This is a genomic window from Clostridium boliviensis, assembly GCF_033342255.1.
Lineage (GTDB): Bacteria > Bacillota > Clostridia > Lachnospirales > Lachnospiraceae > Lacrimispora > Lacrimispora boliviensis.
Genome location: NZ_JAWONS010000133.1, coordinates 72,075 through 87,949, shown reverse-complemented (window position 1 = coordinate 87,949; position 15,875 = coordinate 72,075). Strand labels below are relative to the sequence as shown.

Sequence of the window (15,875 nt, the reverse complement as noted above, 5' to 3'; positions counted from 1 at the left end):
TATACACTCTCTTTCAACTGATCTTTCAGGCTGTCATTTCCAGGCCGGATCGCCTGCTGCCTTTGCCTGCTGGGTTCTCACTTCATCAATGGAAGCCAGCACTTCCTTTGGAGTCATTTCCCCAACGATCATAGCAGATAGGTTAGCTCCCATTTCACTCCATTGTGGATTTACATATTTTACAGCTGTCTGAATTACAGTTCCCTTTTTGTCATACCGGTTGTAAAAATCCTGAATTGTTTCTGTATACATGCTGGGAGCATTGTTAAAGGGCAATTTATTGAATTTGCCTACATTTTCAGTGAGGTACTTAAGATTTTCTTCCCTGGCTAAGAAATCTAAATATTGCCGAGCTTCTGCTGCGTGCTTAGAACCGCTGAATATGAATCTTGCAGGGCCTGCCGGATTCACGTTTAATGTCTGGTTGTCAGCCAGCGGAATTACAAAATAACCAATATCATCCACTTCAATTTCAGGATTAACCTTATTAACTTCAACTCCAAACCCCTGATTTGCAATTGTCATTGCAAATTGGCCTGATGCGATGTTTTTAGCTGAATCTGCGTAGGTATTGGACATATAGTCTTCTCCCCAGTAGCCTTCTAAAACCATGTCGTTCATCTGGCTTAAAATAGTCATTAATGTTTCATTCCCTTCAAAGGCAGCTTCATTACTGTTCCATTTGTCAACAATGCCAGGATCCTTAGTCTCTGCCTGAACTCCTGTTTCCGGAAGCCAGAGTGTATGATGCCATCCATCTGACACACACTCATAAACGGGAGTTATTCCTGCGGCCTTAATTGAATCGCAGGCCTTTTTAAAGCTTTCATAATCCTTCGGTATTTCCAGATTGAGCTTTTTAAAAATCTGTTTGTTATAGCCAATCGCCCAGACAGATGATACGTCCTGGATTGGCTGACCATACAGTTTTCCATCTACGGAAAGCTGGTCCGCAACCAAAGGTTCCACCTGACTGCCCCAGGATGTTTTTGACAGATCAACTGCATTTTTCTCCACATTAATCTGAGCTTTTATATCAAATTTACCGCTCTGTGCCCCAAAGATGTCCGTACACTCCCCAGTGTTTAGTTTTGTCATCAGAAGATTCACATACTGGTCGGAAGGTATAATCTGATAATCAACCTTAATTCCAGTTTCTTCTGTAAATTTTTTGGACAGCTCAATTTCAGCATCCTGAATCCAGTCCTGACTTGCCATAAAGGACAGCGTCACACTGCTTTTTCCCGATGCTTCCGAGGTCTTAGCCTCTGCCGAAGTGCTTTCCCCCGCCGTATTACTTTTTTGCGAAGCATTATCCTCTTTCGCACAGCCGGAAAATGCAAGGACTGCGGTCAAAACAAGACCTATTGCTGCTAGTTTTTTTAACTTCATAAAAAATACCTCCCCAAAATTTATTGTTGACTTTTATCATGTTATCTGTATTATATAGTGTATTATATACATTTTTGAATGAACATTTTGAATGGTTTTCATGTATATTTTTAACCAAAGGGCAGAGTTGCTGAAAGAGAAGGTGTAAAATGGCGATATTTACAGCAAAGAGAGCAAAAAAGAAAAGCATAATGACAACACTATTTCTTCCCTATACAGCTTTGTTCATAACTGTCATTCTGTCATTTACAGCACATACCGTTATCAATGAAACAGGAAAAATTAAAGTTAATGCCTTTTCCTCTCTTCAAAATAATGCTGCCATGATCATGGGCAGCTTTGATTCCGTTATCCACGATCTGGATACCGTATCCCAGAATATTATTTACTCCAATCTCATCAAAGAAAAATTCGGGGTGTACATAAATTACCAGGACAATGCCTTAAGCTCCGATGAAATCTACGAAAACATTAATAATACCAAGATCCTGTTTGACCTTATTATCGCTATGATCGGCCCCAACTCTCCGGCTGACCAGACCTACCTCTATTCCCTTGATTACGGTAAATTCGGCGTAGGGCTTGATAATACTTCATCAAAGGAACGGGTGACGGAAAAAGACTGGTGCAGTCAGGTGATACAGGCAAAGGGGAAGAAATTTATTTACTGCGATAAGGACGATACCCTGGGCCGCTTTTATTCCTATTCCGGTGATAACTTCTTCGTATCGCTCTGCCGCATGTATTACAGCCCTCTTAATATACCCCAGGGAATTGTAGAGGTTAAAAAATCCTTTAAAAGTATCTCAGGTGCAGTAAATACCTTTAGCAGCCCGTATAAAGAACATGTTTACATCTTCAACCCGGAAGGAAAAACCATCTATCAGACCGGGGATCTCAATACATCCGTAAACTATTATGAACTGATCCGGGCTCACAAAGATATTCCCTCAAAAGGCTCCGGATCTGACCCGATCTTTTTAAAGCAGGAAAACAAATACCTGATCTTTTCCTCATCTGACTATACCGGTTTTACCACAGCTCTTGTGATAGATAACCGTATGCTGATGCAGCCAGTCTATCAATATCTGATTACTGCCTTAATTCTTCTGTTTTCCGTCATGCTTATAACCATTATGGTCTCCTATCTGATCTCACGCAGAATTGCCACCCCGCTCTATAAGATCTATCATCAGGTGAGGGCATTCCAGCTCACTGGAGAAGAAAAAAATGTGGAATTTGAAGATATAGAAATTGGCATTACAGAGGTGAATACCCTATACCAGGCTTTCCTGAAGATGCAAAGACAGGCAAGAAAATCAATGGAACGGGAGCTGCAGCTTCAAAACAGTGACATGCAGTCGAGAATGCTGGCACTGCAAGCCCAGATGAATCCCCATTTTCTTTATAACTCACTGGCAACCATTCAGGCCATGGCCGACGAAAACATGAACAGCGAGATCATTCTCATGTGTCAGACTATTTCCAGAATCCTGCGTTATATTTCCTCTGATAGTGAACAGATGGTCCTGTTAGCGGATGAACTTAACCATACCCGTGACTATCTGGAATGCATGAAAGTGAGATACTGTGAATCTCTTCAATTCCAATTCGACATACCGGAGAAAATGCATCAGGTCCGGCTTCCAAAGCTCTGCCTTCAGCTGATCGTAGAGAATGCTATTAAATACTCCACCAGATCAAGTCCCCCCTGGAATGTGAAAATCCTGGGTATCATGACAAGCACCTACTGGGAGCTGCAGATCCGTGACAACGGTCCTGGCTTTTCAAATGAAGACCTGGAAAAGCTGAAAAACCAGATAGATTTAATCGAGAAAAACGGCGTCCTGCCAAATCTGGAAATAGACGGTATGGGGTTGATGAATATTTATATTCGATTTAAAATTCTATATCGCGGAAACCATATATTTAAGCTGAGCAACAATGTGCCTCATGGTGCAATCGTTGTAATAGGAGGTATGATTACTTGAAATATTCTGTTTTAATTGTAGAAGACGAAGCCTTAATCGCCAGGAACATAGCCAGAAGAATTGAGCAGCTAAATCCCGCTTTTGAGGTGACAGCAATTGCTGTAAACGGCCTTGAGGGACTGAATATGGTCAAAGAGAATCCGCCTAATGTGATTTTCACGGACATTCGGATGCCGGAGATGGATGGACTCGAGCTGGCCAGGAATATCCATGAAAAGTACCCCTTTATTCTGTGCGTTATCATCAGCGGTTACACGGATTTTGAATACGCAAAAGAGGCTCTCCAATATGATGTAAGCAATTATTTGCTGAAACCTGTAAACTATGATGAATTGGAAAAGACTCTGGCTGCACTGGAAACAAAACTCCTGGCGACCCAGGACCGGTTTGATTCGGTCACCCTGCTTCACTCCTCAAACAGAGCAAAAGAAATCGTAGAACTGATAAAGGAATATATTCACAAAAACTATGAAACTCAGATTGATTTTACCACACTGGCCTCTGAATTCGGATTCTCGGTACCCTATCTGAGCAAAATATTTTTCAAATACACAGATATTACGCCTTCCAAATATTTAAGAAATTACAGACTCAATATTGCCAGGCAGCTTCTGCGTAATCCCGAATTATCCATAGCCGATGTAAGTCAGCTCACTGGTTATCTTGACCCATTCCATTTCAGCAAAACTTTTAAACATGTTTACGGCATCAGTCCCAGTGAATACAGAAATGAATAATGTAAAAAGGCTGTTTTCCCGCCCTACAGACAGGAAAACAGCCCTTTTTTAATCTAAAATTTTTCGTATCATATCATAAAGTTTCACAACATCGGATATACTTGTGGCTCCCGTTTCTTTATCAATAATCGAAGAGTATACGTGAGGAATAATGTGTTCCACTCCTGCGTCAACTGCAATCTGCAGGATTTCAGAAAAATTATCAAGATCGATACCTCCGGTTGGCTCCAGCCCAAAACCGTTCTCTGCGCAGGCTGCGGCAACCGCCTCATATTCCTCTTTCACCTTCAGGCCGCCCATAGGAAAATACTTTAAAGAATCAGCTCCCTGCTCCTTTGCCATCGCAATCGCAGTTTTCACCGGCACGACTGCCGGATCCATGTCCTTGCTAAGAGGACCGGTTGAGATTTTAACATATCCCACTTTTCCGCAGGGAGCAACCATGGAATTTAAAAATGGTCCCTCTCCTGTTTTGGCTCTGGTATAACCGCCTGCCGTAAATGTCTGGTTAATGTGTTTGGGCTTAATCTGCCCGGATATATCCGCAACTGCTTTCCACTGTCCGGGATTTCCTGCACCCAGACCAACGGAAATGTTATTGTCTACTGCTTCCTGATATCGTTTCATATCCTCCGCCGCTTGTTGGGTATCCGGATAATTTGCGGACAAAATTCCAACTGCAACGTGACCCTCAGCAGCCTCATAGATTGCTTTAGCATTGTCAACAGAATTTGTCAGGCAGTTTAAGCAGACTCTTCCTTTGTAAAAATTTAATCCTTCCATCCCTTACTTCCCTCCATTTGCTGATTTGTGAATCTCTTTAAGCCTCTGCTCAATGATATCCAGTTCTTTATCACTGTTTAAAGGCCTGGGATCAATTGCGATGGAACCAATATTTGCCTGATAATCTCTTGTAAATACAGCTACATCTCCCCGCTGCAGCTCTCTTACCACATCTTTGGCATTCATCCCGTAAAGCTGGGGATTAAAATCAATTTTACAGCGGAATATTTCTCTTCCCGCCTCATCCTTAATAATTGATGTTTTACAGCCTGGTATCTCCCCTACACAGGCTGCAAACCGTTCCAGCTCTTCTTTGGAGACAGGACTTGTCTTTTCCCCTGCAATATATTCCTGCACTGCCTTTACAAGTCCCATGGTGCACTCTTTCCCTACTTTCATGGCTCTGCCAATGCCTTTGTACTGAAGTCTCATGTTGTCTGCCAGTTCCCTTGTCTTACAGGCAGCAAAACCGCTGGTTGGCCCTTCTATGGCTTTTGCACCGCTGTAGCATACAAAGTCGGCGCCCATGGCTGCATAGATTTTTAAATCTTCTTCTGCTGCTGCATCCACGATACACGGGATCCCCAGACGACCTGCCAGCTCGATTACAGATCTGGCATCTGGCATATCCTTCTGAACGCAGTGATGGGATTTCACAAAAAGAATGGCAAGTGTATCCTCTGTTACTGCCTGTTCTATATCTTCAACAGAAGCACCATTGGAATATCCGGCCTCTACGATTTTTCCTCCTGCAATCTGCACCATTTCTGCAACAGGAGCACCGAAATCCACGTTCTGCCCTTTTAAGAGAATTACTTCCCTTCTAGAAACAGAAGGCAGAAGGTCGTAAAGGTGCTTCACTTTCTGTAAATTACCTTCGCAGATTAACGAAGCTACTGCCAGTGCGATTCCTGCGGAGGCACTGGATGTAACACAGGCATCCGCAGTTCCAATGAGATTCCCAATTTTTCTGCCTGCATAAACATAGAGATCATCAATTACCACATAGTTGCCGGCTGCCTCCACAAGTGTTTCCCCCACACCTTTCGATATGGTGGAAACACCCAGCTTTGTCATTCTCCCGGAGGCATTAATCACGGCCTGCAGACCGTTTTTACTGTATATGTTTTCCATGATTGCTCCTTAAAGACCATTAAAGAATTCCAAGCAGAGAAGTAATGACAGATACTGCCACGACTGTAAGCAGAATTCTGTTATAATACGGTCCTTTCTTTCTAAGATAATAATAGATGATAAACACGGCTGCGAGAGGAAGAAGTCCTGGTGCTACCGTATTCAATATGTCCTGAACCACAATCTGCGTTCCGCTGGAAAAACCAAACTTAAGCGGAGTGGATATGGTAACGTAACTTGCGGATAATGCCCCCATCATGGTAAGACCGATGACATTTGCAGTGAAAATAATTGATTTCATCTTGCCGCCGTGAAGCAGTGACACCACTGACTTTTTACCTAACGTGTAGCCATTATGAATCAGCCAGTAAGCAATGGCAATGGTAATCGCGGGGTAGAGAATCAGAGGCAGTATCCCTCCCAGTGCAGAACCGCTGCTTGCAAATGGAAGAAAAATAGAAATAATGATCGGCATGATTGCTGCCCATACAATCGCATCTCCCATTCCTGCAATCGGTCCCATCAGTCCGGTTTTAATACCTGTAATTGCCTCATCTGTTACATTCTCTCCATTGGCTTTCTGCTCTTCCATAGAAATGGCAATTCCCTGAATGATTGCTCCGAAGATTCCTTCCGTGTTAAAGAAAACCAGATGGCGTTTTAAGGCTGCACTCAGTTCCTCGTCTGTATCATACAGCTTCTTTAAAACCGGCGTCATGGACGCACAGAATACAAGACTCTGCAGACGCTCATAGGAATTGGAAAGTTCTGCGCCGGCATAATAAATCCACATAGATTTGGTAATATCTTTTTTATTCAGTTTTTTTACCTTTGTCTGCTCTCCCATCTTAAATCGCCTCCTCCTTTATCTGGAATAAACCTAACAGCAATGCAACGCAGGTTGCGAAAATTGCTACAGCCATAGTATCAAGCTTTAAGTACATAACTGCAAAAAATCCTGTTATAAAGAACGGTATCAGTGATTTCTTACCAATCACGGATAAGGTAATTGCAAAACCAAGAGCCGGAAGAATTCCTCCCATGATTTCAAAGGAATGCATCAGCCACTGAGGAAGAACCGCAATCAGCTTCTCTACTGCTGTAACACCAAAATAGTCAATAGCAAACACAATTGGAAAACGGATTACCAGACCTGCGATTGCCGGGTAAAGAAACGCTGCCCGTAAAATCCCTTTCGTATCCGCTTTTTCCGCATAACGGTCTGCCATATGAACCCAGACTGCATTGGTACTTCTTCTTAACTGATCCACAAATACTCCAATGACTCCAAATGGAATCGCCAAAGCAATGGCTACTTCGGGACTCATATTGGACATTACTCCAAGAGGAATAGCGATACATCCTGCAAGCGCAGGATCACTGGGTACATTACCGCCGGGAGTAGATGTAACCCCTAAATAAACCAGCTGAAGTCCTGCACCAATCTTCATCGCCAGAGGCATATTTCCCGTCAGAAGCCCTACAAAAACACCAATGACTACCGGCTGAAGAAGCATGGAAGAAAAGGTATAACCAAATCTCAAACGACAGAACCAGTAATAGAACCCCATACATACAGCTAACATCAACACACTCATAGCATACTCTCCTTAGTTATTGTATTTTTTTAAAATAGTGTGAAAATCCTGCGGTACATCTTCCGGAATTGTCTGGAAGATAATCTTTACTCCTGCCTCCTGTAACGAAATCAACTTTTCCACATCTGCATCATCCAAGGTGATATTCTGAAATACCACTTTCCGGTTAGGAGCTCCCCCAAGCCCTCCTACCTGAATATCAGTGACCTTTATTCCTCCATCGTATACTTCCTTCATGCTTTCTAAATCCGGAAGCAGTAAAAGTACCCGGCCGCTGCCAAACTGGTCTTCATTCCAATTCTTTACTGCATCTGCCCTGCTTAAGCATTCTACCTTAACCCCTGCAGGTGCAGACATTAAGTAGATCTCCAGCATAAATTCATCCGCAGCCAGACTGTCACTTACTACAACAATCCGATTGGCTTTTGACTGATTGACCCATTTGGTCATAACCTGTCCATGGATCAATCTGCTGTCAATTCTGCATAATACAATTTCTGCCATTTTAGCTCTCCTTCTTTCCCATTGACTTTGTGACCTCACTGATTACATCAATAATTGATGACTGCCCCTGCTGCAAAACCACATCAAAGTTGCAATCCCCGGTGTACTGGATCTGGGTACAGGCCTCAATCATGAGTGGAGCATTCAGTCCTGAAACCACCTTAATATTCCGCTCCCGTCCGATTTTTGCACCTGCATTGGTGGTTGTTCCGCCAAATACATCCGTAAAAATCAGGGATTTTTCCGGCATTCCGGCTGCATATTCATCCACCTTGGCGTAATACTCAGCAAACGTAACTTCAGGAAGAAGCGGGATCTCATGAACAAAACCAACGCTTCCCATAATCATTTTCAGACTTTCCGTCAGCGCCTTTCCCCAGCCTCCGTGAGTTAAGAGCAAAATCTGCGGTTTCTCCATATCGTACCTCCTCGTATAACATATTTTTAATCCCTTTGTAATTCGAATTGTAGCATACTACATTTTTTATGTCAATATTGTATTTATATTATTTTCACAATTTATTTTATGTATTATACTACTTTTTTTGTAATTATAGCTTTTTTAATGAAGGAATATTGTATTTTAAATTAGAAATATGATATAATTGATTTGAAATTCACTACATAACCGCTACAAAAATAACAATACGGCTTTCCAATTTGGAAAGATTGAAAGGAAGAATATACCATAAATGGAAGAAAACTATGAACTGTTTACATTAATGGCCCGCATTGACGGCATGTCCAACCAGTTCACTAAAACGGATTGGAAAATCGTGCAATACATTAAAAAATCCACAATGAAATTTATTGAACTCAGTGCCCAGGAGCTGGCAAAGGAGATTGGAACTTCGGATGCCAGCATTATCCGTTTTGCCCAGAAAGTAGGGTACTCCGGATTGAACGAATTAAAATATACCATGCAGAAGGAAATTGATAAAAGTTCTTCTTCTGTCAATCATTCTGATTATTCGGCTCTGCTCAATGACTACAAGATGCTCTTAGACAGCCTTTTTCATCTAACCAACCCATCAGACATTAACCACACCAGAGAGCTGATGTTAAAAGCAAGAAGGATTTTTATTATTGGTCTTAACTTTAATCAGAATACTGCCGAGATTATTACTCACAAATTTATGACTCTGGGTCTTACCGTACAGGCACTTACCAACTATGATACACTCAAGTTATATCAAAGCCTCTCTCAGGAGAGTGATCTCTTTATCACGTTATCTCTCTCCGGCAATCATAAGCAGCTGGCTTCCATACTGGCTGATTTTAAAAAAAACGGCAGCGATATTCTGCTCATAACCAATTATGAGAAATCCCTGTGTTCTCCCTATGCCAGCATCATTCTGCTGATACCAAAAACTGACCTGCTTCTTAGCAGCAACATTATAAGCAGAGAAATCCTCATACTGGTACTTTTCGATTTGCTGTTTCATAATTTTCTGACTGAAGATGTAAAATCGTTTCAGTCATTCCAAAAGGCTGCATCCTACTCTAAATTAAACAGTGATGACACGCGGGACGGACTGAGAAAATTCATGGATCTCCTCTAGTCTGCAAAAAACCCGGAAATCAGCCAGACCACCTTATGATGACTGATTTATTCTGATAAATAATGCAAAAAAGGGAAACACTATCTATCACTGGTCAACTGCAACATAAAAAGTAAATTTAGGAGAAAAATAATGCAAAAAGAATACTTATTGGAATCCAATGAAGTCTTAATCCAGCTTGAGACATCTCCTCAAGGGCTCACCCAGGCCCAGGCCGACGAACGGCAGGGTAAATACGGGTTAAATAAATTAAAAGAAGGAAAGCAGACAAGTCTCTTCAAAAAATTTATAAAAGAGCTTTCTAATTTTATGACAATTGTTCTGATTGCAGCCGCAGTTATTTCCGGAGTTACCTCCCTTTATGAAGGGGAAAGCATGATTGATACAGTTATAATCCTGCTAGTCGTCATTATTAATGCCATTTTGGGTGTTTATCAGGAGTCCAAAGCTGAATCTGCCATAGCTTCCTTACAGGAAATGACTGCTGCCACATCAAAAGTCATTCGAAATGATAAACTTGAGATCATCCGCTCAGAACTGCTGGTACCTGGTGACATCATCGTTCTGGAGGCAGGCGATTCAGTCCCCGCTGATTCCAGGGTTTTGGAGAGCGCCAGCTTAAAAGCAGAAGAAGCCGCACTGACAGGTGAATCGGTATCTGTCTCTAAAATCAGTGATGTGATAAATGCTGAAAAGGGAGAGGTTGGGCTGGCAGACAGAAAAAACATGATCTATACCGGTTCTACTATCGTTTACGGCAGGGGAAAAGCCGTAGTCTGCCACACAGGAATGGAAACCGAGATCGGTCATATTGCAGATGCCCTTAATACAGCAAAAGACGAGGAAACACCTCTTCAGATCAAATTAAACCAGCTCTCCAAGGTGCTGTCCATCATGGTTCTGGTGATTTGTGCCTTAATGTTTGCTGTAAATATTATAAGAATTACAGCATCAGGAAACAGCCCACGGCTGGAAGAAATGGTTGACACCTTTATGATTGCTGTTTCTCTGGCAGTTGCCGCCATTCCGGAAGGACTGGCAGCGGTGGTTACCATACTGCTGTCCATAGGAGTAACAAAGATGTCACGCAAGCACGCAATTGTCAGAAAACTGACAGCCGTAGAAACCTTAGGCTGCACCCAGATTATCTGTTCTGACAAGACCGGAACCTTAACACAGAATAAGATGACCGTAGTGGAACACTCATCTTTTGATGATAACCTTCTTATGACCGCCATGGCACTCTGTTCTGATGCCGTGCTTGACCCGGAAAGCCATCAGGCAGTAGGCGAACCTACAGAATGCGCTCTGGTAAATGATGCAAATAAATACAACCTGTCAAAAACCGATCTGACTAAAGATTATGAGCGAATTGGTGAAGCACCATTTGATTCCGTTCGAAAAATGATGTCTACCGTTCACAAAAAGAAAGACGGCAGCATAATCCAGTTCACAAAGGGCGCACCTGACGAAGTCCTGAAACGCTGCAGCAAGGCATATATGAAAGGCAGCATTGTAAACATGACCGACGACATCCGTCAGGATATTATACAGGCAAACAAAGCCATGGCCGACCGGGCACTTCGCGTATTATGCGCTTCTATGCGGGAATGGCAGGATAAGCCACCTTCCTTCACTCCTGAAGTTCTGGAAAATGACCTGATCTACCTGGGACTATCCGGTATGATCGATCCGGTCCGTCCGGAAGTCAAAGCAGCCATCAAAGAATGCCAGAGTGCCAGCATCCGTCCGATTATGATCACCGGTGACCATAAGGCGACTGCTGTAGCCATCGCAAAGGAGCTGGGCATTCTCGAAAATGAAAGCATGGCCATCACAGGCGGAGAGCTGGAAAAATTAACAGACGAGGAGCTGGAAAAACGGATTACGGGGCTTTCTGTCTATGCCAGAGTACAGCCCGAGCATAAAGTCCGCATTGTGAAAACATGGAAAAAGCTCTCAAAAGTAACTGCCATGACCGGCGATGGAGTCAACGACGCTCCTGCCATCAAGGAAGCGGATATTGGAGTGGGAATGGGCATCACTGGAACTGATGTCACCAAAGACGTTGCAGATATGGTTCTGGCTGACGATAATTTCGCCACCATTGTTGCCGCAGTAGCCGAAGGCCGAAGAATCTATGATAATATAAGAAAAGCAATCCAGTTTCTGCTTTCGTCCAATCTGGCAGAAGTAATCGCCGTATTTTCCGCCAGCCTCATGGGCTTCACCATCTTAAAGCCGGTTCATTTACTGTGGATTAATCTGATCACCGATGGCTTTCCTGCTATCGGACTTGGCATGGAAGCAGAAGAGGCCGATATCATGAAACGGGCGCCTCGTGACCCGAAAGACAGTATATTTGCAGGTGGTGTAGGTGTTGAAATTGCTTTTCAGGGATTTGTGATCGCATTCCTGACTCTGGCAGCGTATTTTATCGGACACTACTTAGAAAGCGGGGTGTGGGAAATTGCGAAAAGCGCAGACGGCATGACAATGGCTTTTCTTACCCTGTCACTGCTCGAGATGTTTCACTCCTTTAACATGCGATCGAGATATAACTCTATCTTTACCTTGAAAACGAAAAATGGATTTTTAAATGGTTCCCTGCTTCTGTCTTTTGTTTTGACAACTTCTGTTATTTACGTTCCATTTTTAAGGAGAGCATTCTCTTTCGAGCATATCTCACTTATGGAATATGCGGTAGCCGTACTGATCTCTGTTTTAATTATACCGATTATGGAAATTGTAAAACGGTTTAAACGCAAATAATAATGGGCTTCCGGATTTGTCCCGTTCTATCTAAAAGGGCCGAATCCGGCGGCCCATTTTTTACTCACCTGGATATTCAAATACCGATGTATCCTTCTATAGGAATGTTTGATTTTCCTTCTTTCTCATACCTGCACGATTGAATACAGTACGTAAAACGGGCAGCCGCAGACCGGCTGTTCTGGCCTTTTTGGGGCAGATCTTCACACAGGCATAACAGCGAAGGCACTTATTTTCACTGATTTCCAAGGTCTCGGAGTCAATAGCGCCCACCGGACATTTTCGGACGCAGGCTCCGCAATTATTGCAGGCAGTCCTGTTATTTATCCGGGGCTGCCTTACCAGAAGCCGTGTACCCGAATCCGGAAGTTTTGTTATAAATCCAGGCAATGTACATTTAGGTATTTCAGGGCACTTAGAGTCACCAGTATCTATTTTTTTCTGAATATTTACGGCAAAAGTCCGGGCCTCCCGTATATCTGATTCATCCGGTCTTCCATAAGCGACCGGAGCTTCTCTGGAGGCATAGGTATGCTGACCTATGAATGCCCCGGCAGCAATTAATCTGAAATGGTTCGTCTCTGCAAAACGTTTCCATTGCTCCAGGCTGATACCAAATCCTATATTTCCATAAACGGATATTGCTGCCAGGTATGTTCCATTTCCTTGAACATTCTTTATATAATCATACAGAAAATCAGGAATTCTTTCCCCGTAAACAGGAATCGCCGCAATCACTAAATCGCAATCTATTTCAATTGCGTCTTTTCGTTTCTCTGGCAGAGTTATATCAGTAAAATGCACTTCACCTCTTAAACCTTTTGAAATTGCTGTGACTATTGCTTTTGTTGTACCTGTTGCAGAAAAATAAATAATTTCAGTTTTCATAATTTGTATTCCGTTTCCCCTATTTCTATTTTTTTATTCTCCGGCCAGACGATTTCATAAATTCCATCATTCCCGTCTCGGGTGAGCATGAGAGGTTACACTGCCAGTCTCAGATTATAGCAATCTTCCACAAGCTCTAAGGGCAGATCTTTTACAATCTCAAGTTTCTGGCTGTGTGGGATATAGCTATATATTTGTATCTTTTGTTTTGAAAAATCAACTTCTAAAAAATAAAAAACTCCCTTGTTCCAGATTGGCCGCTCTTCAAAAACATTCTCTTTTAATTTAAATGGGCTGCATACATTTCCCTCTGGATAGTGTATTAAATGACACACCATACCAGGATATTTATTTCCTGATTTAACAATTTCCTCTGCCTCATATAAATCACAGTTCTGTTTGCTTTCTCTGCAATAACATTCAGCACCCTCTTTAATTATTTATTTTCTCAAAATTATCATTCCATGTAAACTATATCCTAACAGACTTTTATCCTCACACGTTTTTAAATGAAACTGGTACCACCGATTGAAATTATCATCAGAAGCCGTATCAAACTTACCGGAAAGTAAGTAGTTTATCCCGTCAGCTGCGAAGTGAGTAACTATCCGGGTATGAAAATTCAAAGCCATTTCCTCCATTTGCATAGGAGTCATATACATGAATAGTCCATCTGATGTTTTGTTTTCAAACCACTTCTCCGCCTCATCCATATTTTGTAAATTATCACCCAGACCAGCAATTACACCGGCCATTGCATTGATATAAGAAACTGCCAGCAATCCACCCGGCTTTAATACACGGAGACATTCTTTCATTATGCTTGATCTCATTTCATTATCAATATGATAAAATGCCCCCATACATAAAACAGTATCAAAGCTTTCACTCTTTAACTGCGAAAGATCAAGCATGCTTCCAACATAGATATCATTTAATACGGGATTACTTTTTTGCTTCTCCCTGATAATATCAACATTTTCAGGCACTATATCTCCGGCAATTACCTTATAACCCATCTCAGCTAATGGAAATGCATAATTCCCAGTCCCGGCACAGCCATCCAATACAAAGGAGCCTTTTTTTATCCATTTCGTTAGATAATGCATACTGGTCAGCCATTCAATCTTGTGACTGTTATTCCGAAACAACCTGCCTTCTTCATCATATACTTTGTAATAATTTATTATATCCTGGTTCATCAGCTTCCCCCCACGATCTGTTCTTTCCTGTCATTGTGTGACTTCCAGATAGTAACATATCTTATCGTTCTTTTCCCGCTGCTTTTGCCATGTATTTTCAATAGCATTCTTAACATTTTTGGCATCCAGAAAGTCTGTTCCCCTTTTTTTACAATGCTCTGCAAGCAGTTCATCGCTTATATCCAGATAAACAATCACTTCACAATCCAGAAGTATCAGAGAAAATAATGGATGACCCGCTTTAACTGCCACTCTTTCTTTCACAAGCCTGCCTGCAAAATCTCCAATCTCCTTCGTCCATGGTTTTTGACAGATAAATGCTTCTTCATCCCTGGTTAATTGAGGCCACAATTCCTCATCCATATCCGCGGTACCAGGAATCTTCTGTTTTAATGTAGACTTACCACAGCAAGTAGTTGCTAATATACAAATTCGCTGCATTTTATGTTTCTCAAATATTGCCATTAATGAGTCTATAATATTTAATGAGTCTGTTTTTATTTCCATTACTCCCCCCTCTATGTATCCAAACGCAACGCCTATGGCTTCCTTGCAAGCTGTAAATCCATCGTATCGTATATAGTAATTTTACCGCCCAAATTATTTATCGCAGCCTCTATTTCTGAAAAGAACTTTATTCTTGTACATTTATCGATAGCTATGTGGTCGGAATAAGTTCCAAGCAGAAATGTGTATTCTTTTGCAGTAAAGGTTCTAGTTCTATGATATAATTTATAACCAATATCAATAAAACCGTATTTCCGGGCTATTTCAGCACGGTTTTCAGCATCTGATTCACTGTATTCAACATTATTTAGCTTTCCTGGCATATAGACAGAATAAATCTTTTGAAGAGCTTCATGAATCTCTTCCCGCCCTTTATCTTTAAACGAATGATTGGCAAAACGTGCAAAAGTACCACCGCTTTTTAATAGTTTGTATACTTTTGTATAACCAATCTCCTCAGGTATCCAATGAAACGCTGATGCTGAATATATTAAATCGCATGTATTCTCATCGCATTTAAAATCCTCAAACTTTGCCGTAACCGCCGAAAAATTGGAGTACCCGTTGAATTTTCTACGACATAGTTCTGTAAAGTTTGATCCATATTCCACAGCTGTCAGGTTACATCCCGTTTCCAAAATCGGCAGTGTCGCCTGACCGCCACCAATTCCAACTTCTACAACCTTACTCGCCTTATTAATTGGAATATATTTAAAAATATCTTTGTACAACTCCGGAACATATCCAGGACGCAATTTTTCATACGTTTCAGCTACCGTATCTACCACACCATTCAATCAGTTGA

The 15,875-nt window shown here is 41.9% G+C and carries 16 protein-coding genes; 4 read left to right on the top strand and 12 right to left on the bottom strand.

Annotated features, from left to right (window positions below; translation table 11 throughout):
* Positions 1–33 precede the first annotated feature (33 nt).
* Complete coding sequence (locus RZO55_RS09445) at positions 34–1,392, bottom strand: ABC transporter substrate-binding protein (protein ID WP_318064024.1); 1,359 nt, start codon at positions 1,390–1,392, stop codon at positions 34–36.
* A gap of 149 nt (positions 1,393–1,541) precedes the next feature.
* Between RZO55_RS09445 and RZO55_RS09440 the strand changes: the two genes are divergently transcribed.
* A complete protein-coding gene (locus RZO55_RS09440) occupies positions 1,542–3,383 on the top strand; it encodes a sensor histidine kinase (RefSeq protein ID WP_318064023.1) in 1,842 nt (613 codons plus the stop codon).
* Positions 3,380–4,120: a response regulator transcription factor gene (locus tag RZO55_RS09435; RefSeq protein WP_318064022.1), complete on the top strand. Its 741-nt coding sequence runs from the start codon at positions 3,380–3,382 to the stop codon at positions 4,118–4,120. Before RZO55_RS09440 ends, RZO55_RS09435 begins: the two co-directional genes overlap by 4 nt.
* 48 nt (positions 4,121–4,168) lie before the next feature.
* Here the strand turns inward: RZO55_RS09435 and dagF are convergent, their stop codons facing one another.
* Genes dagF through RZO55_RS09405 form a run of 6 tightly spaced genes read right to left on the bottom strand, consistent with a single transcriptional unit; the run spans position 4,169 to position 8,557 of the window.
* On the bottom strand, positions 4,169–4,903 hold the full coding sequence (gene dagF / locus RZO55_RS09430) for a 2-dehydro-3-deoxy-phosphogluconate aldolase (RefSeq protein WP_318064021.1): 735 nt from the start codon (positions 4,901–4,903) through the stop codon (positions 4,169–4,171).
* A gap of 3 nt (positions 4,904–4,906) precedes the next feature.
* On the bottom strand, positions 4,907–6,037 hold the full coding sequence (locus RZO55_RS09425) for a DgaE family pyridoxal phosphate-dependent ammonia lyase (protein ID WP_318064020.1): 1,131 nt from the start codon (positions 6,035–6,037) through the stop codon (positions 4,907–4,909).
* 19 nt (positions 6,038–6,056) lie between these two features.
* Positions 6,057–6,884 (bottom strand): PTS system mannose/fructose/sorbose family transporter subunit IID, encoded by an 828-nt coding sequence (locus RZO55_RS09420; RefSeq protein ID WP_318064019.1) that lies wholly within the window; start codon positions 6,882–6,884, stop codon positions 6,057–6,059.
* 1 nt (position 6,885) lies between these two features.
* Positions 6,886–7,635, bottom strand: a complete 750-nt coding sequence (locus RZO55_RS09415) for a PTS mannose/fructose/sorbose/N-acetylgalactosamine transporter subunit IIC (protein WP_318064018.1) — start codon at positions 7,633–7,635, stop codon at positions 6,886–6,888.
* A 12-nt stretch (positions 7,636–7,647) separates the two neighbouring features.
* The gene (locus RZO55_RS09410) at positions 7,648–8,139 is read right to left on the bottom strand and encodes a PTS sugar transporter subunit IIB (protein ID WP_314462872.1); all 492 of its coding nucleotides are present in this window, start codon (positions 8,137–8,139) and stop codon (positions 7,648–7,650) included.
* 1 nt (position 8,140) lies between these two features.
* A complete protein-coding gene (locus RZO55_RS09405; RefSeq protein WP_318064017.1) occupies positions 8,141–8,557 on the bottom strand; it encodes a PTS sugar transporter subunit IIA in 417 nt (138 codons plus the stop codon).
* A 274-nt stretch (positions 8,558–8,831) separates the two neighbouring features.
* Here RZO55_RS09405 and RZO55_RS09400 point away from each other — a divergent pair, with 274 nt between their 5' ends.
* Together RZO55_RS09400 and RZO55_RS09395 are read left to right on the top strand one after the other, a co-directional pair.
* On the top strand, positions 8,832–9,701 hold the full coding sequence (locus tag RZO55_RS09400; protein ID WP_318064016.1) for a MurR/RpiR family transcriptional regulator: 870 nt from the start codon (positions 8,832–8,834) through the stop codon (positions 9,699–9,701).
* A gap of 132 nt (positions 9,702–9,833) precedes the next feature.
* Positions 9,834–12,473, top strand: coding sequence for a cation-translocating P-type ATPase (locus RZO55_RS09395; RefSeq protein WP_318064015.1), 2,640 nt, complete (start codon positions 9,834–9,836; stop codon positions 12,471–12,473).
* A 96-nt stretch (positions 12,474–12,569) separates the two neighbouring features.
* On the opposite strand, the gene RZO55_RS09390 is transcribed toward RZO55_RS09395, so the two are convergent.
* From RZO55_RS09390 to RZO55_RS09370, 5 genes are all read right to left on the bottom strand, one after another.
* Positions 12,570–13,361: an EFR1 family ferrodoxin gene (locus RZO55_RS09390; protein ID WP_318064014.1), complete on the bottom strand. Its 792-nt coding sequence runs from the start codon at positions 13,359–13,361 to the stop codon at positions 12,570–12,572.
* A 95-nt stretch (positions 13,362–13,456) separates the two neighbouring features.
* Positions 13,457–13,699, bottom strand: a complete 243-nt coding sequence (locus tag RZO55_RS09385) for a hypothetical protein (RefSeq protein WP_318064013.1) — start codon at positions 13,697–13,699, stop codon at positions 13,457–13,459.
* Positions 13,700–13,801: 102 nt separating this feature from the next.
* Positions 13,802–14,563 carry a class I SAM-dependent methyltransferase gene (locus RZO55_RS09380; RefSeq protein WP_318064012.1) on the bottom strand — a complete coding sequence of 254 codons (762 nt, stop codon included), beginning with the start codon at positions 14,561–14,563 and terminating at the stop codon, positions 13,802–13,804.
* A gap of 30 nt (positions 14,564–14,593) precedes the next feature.
* Positions 14,594–15,070, bottom strand: a complete 477-nt coding sequence (locus RZO55_RS09375; protein ID WP_318064011.1) for a hypothetical protein — start codon at positions 15,068–15,070, stop codon at positions 14,594–14,596.
* 32 nt (positions 15,071–15,102) lie between these two features.
* A complete protein-coding gene (locus tag RZO55_RS09370) occupies positions 15,103–15,858 on the bottom strand; it encodes a class I SAM-dependent methyltransferase (RefSeq protein ID WP_318064140.1) in 756 nt (251 codons plus the stop codon).
* Between the last annotated feature and the right edge of the window lie 17 nt (positions 15,859–15,875).

Bases quoted from the DNA above. Each gene is read 5' to 3' on its own strand.
- RZO55_RS09445 (WP_318064024.1), bottom strand. From the start codon at position 1,392: ATGAAGTTAAAAAAACTAGCAGCAATAGGTCTTGTTTTGACCGCAGTC.
- RZO55_RS09440 (WP_318064023.1), top strand. From the start codon at position 1,542: ATGGCGATATTTACAGCAAAGAGAGCAAAAAAGAAAAGCATAATGACA.
- dagF (WP_318064021.1), bottom strand. From the start codon at position 4,903: ATGGAAGGATTAAATTTTTACAAAGGAAGAGTCTGCTTAAACTGCCTG.
- RZO55_RS09425 (WP_318064020.1), bottom strand. From the start codon at position 6,037: ATGGAAAACATATACAGTAAAAACGGTCTGCAGGCCGTGATTAATGCC.
- RZO55_RS09420 (WP_318064019.1), bottom strand. From the start codon at position 6,884: ATGGGAGAGCAGACAAAGGTAAAAAAACTGAATAAAAAAGATATTACC.
- RZO55_RS09415 (WP_318064018.1), bottom strand. From the start codon at position 7,635: ATGAGTGTGTTGATGTTAGCTGTATGTATGGGGTTCTATTACTGGTTC.
- RZO55_RS09410 (WP_314462872.1), bottom strand. From the start codon at position 8,139: ATGGCAGAAATTGTATTATGCAGAATTGACAGCAGATTGATCCATGGA.
- RZO55_RS09405 (WP_318064017.1), bottom strand. From the start codon at position 8,557: ATGGAGAAACCGCAGATTTTGCTCTTAACTCACGGAGGCTGGGGAAAG.
- RZO55_RS09400 (WP_318064016.1), top strand. From the start codon at position 8,832: ATGGAAGAAAACTATGAACTGTTTACATTAATGGCCCGCATTGACGGC.
- RZO55_RS09395 (WP_318064015.1), top strand. From the start codon at position 9,834: ATGCAAAAAGAATACTTATTGGAATCCAATGAAGTCTTAATCCAGCTT.
- RZO55_RS09390 (WP_318064014.1), bottom strand. From the start codon at position 13,361: ATGAAAACTGAAATTATTTATTTTTCTGCAACAGGTACAACAAAAGCA.
- RZO55_RS09385 (WP_318064013.1), bottom strand. From the start codon at position 13,699: ATGGTGTGTCATTTAATACACTATCCAGAGGGAAATGTATGCAGCCCA.
- RZO55_RS09380 (WP_318064012.1), bottom strand. From the start codon at position 14,563: ATGAACCAGGATATAATAAATTATTACAAAGTATATGATGAAGAAGGC.
- RZO55_RS09375 (WP_318064011.1), bottom strand. From the start codon at position 15,070: ATGGAAATAAAAACAGACTCATTAAATATTATAGACTCATTAATGGCA.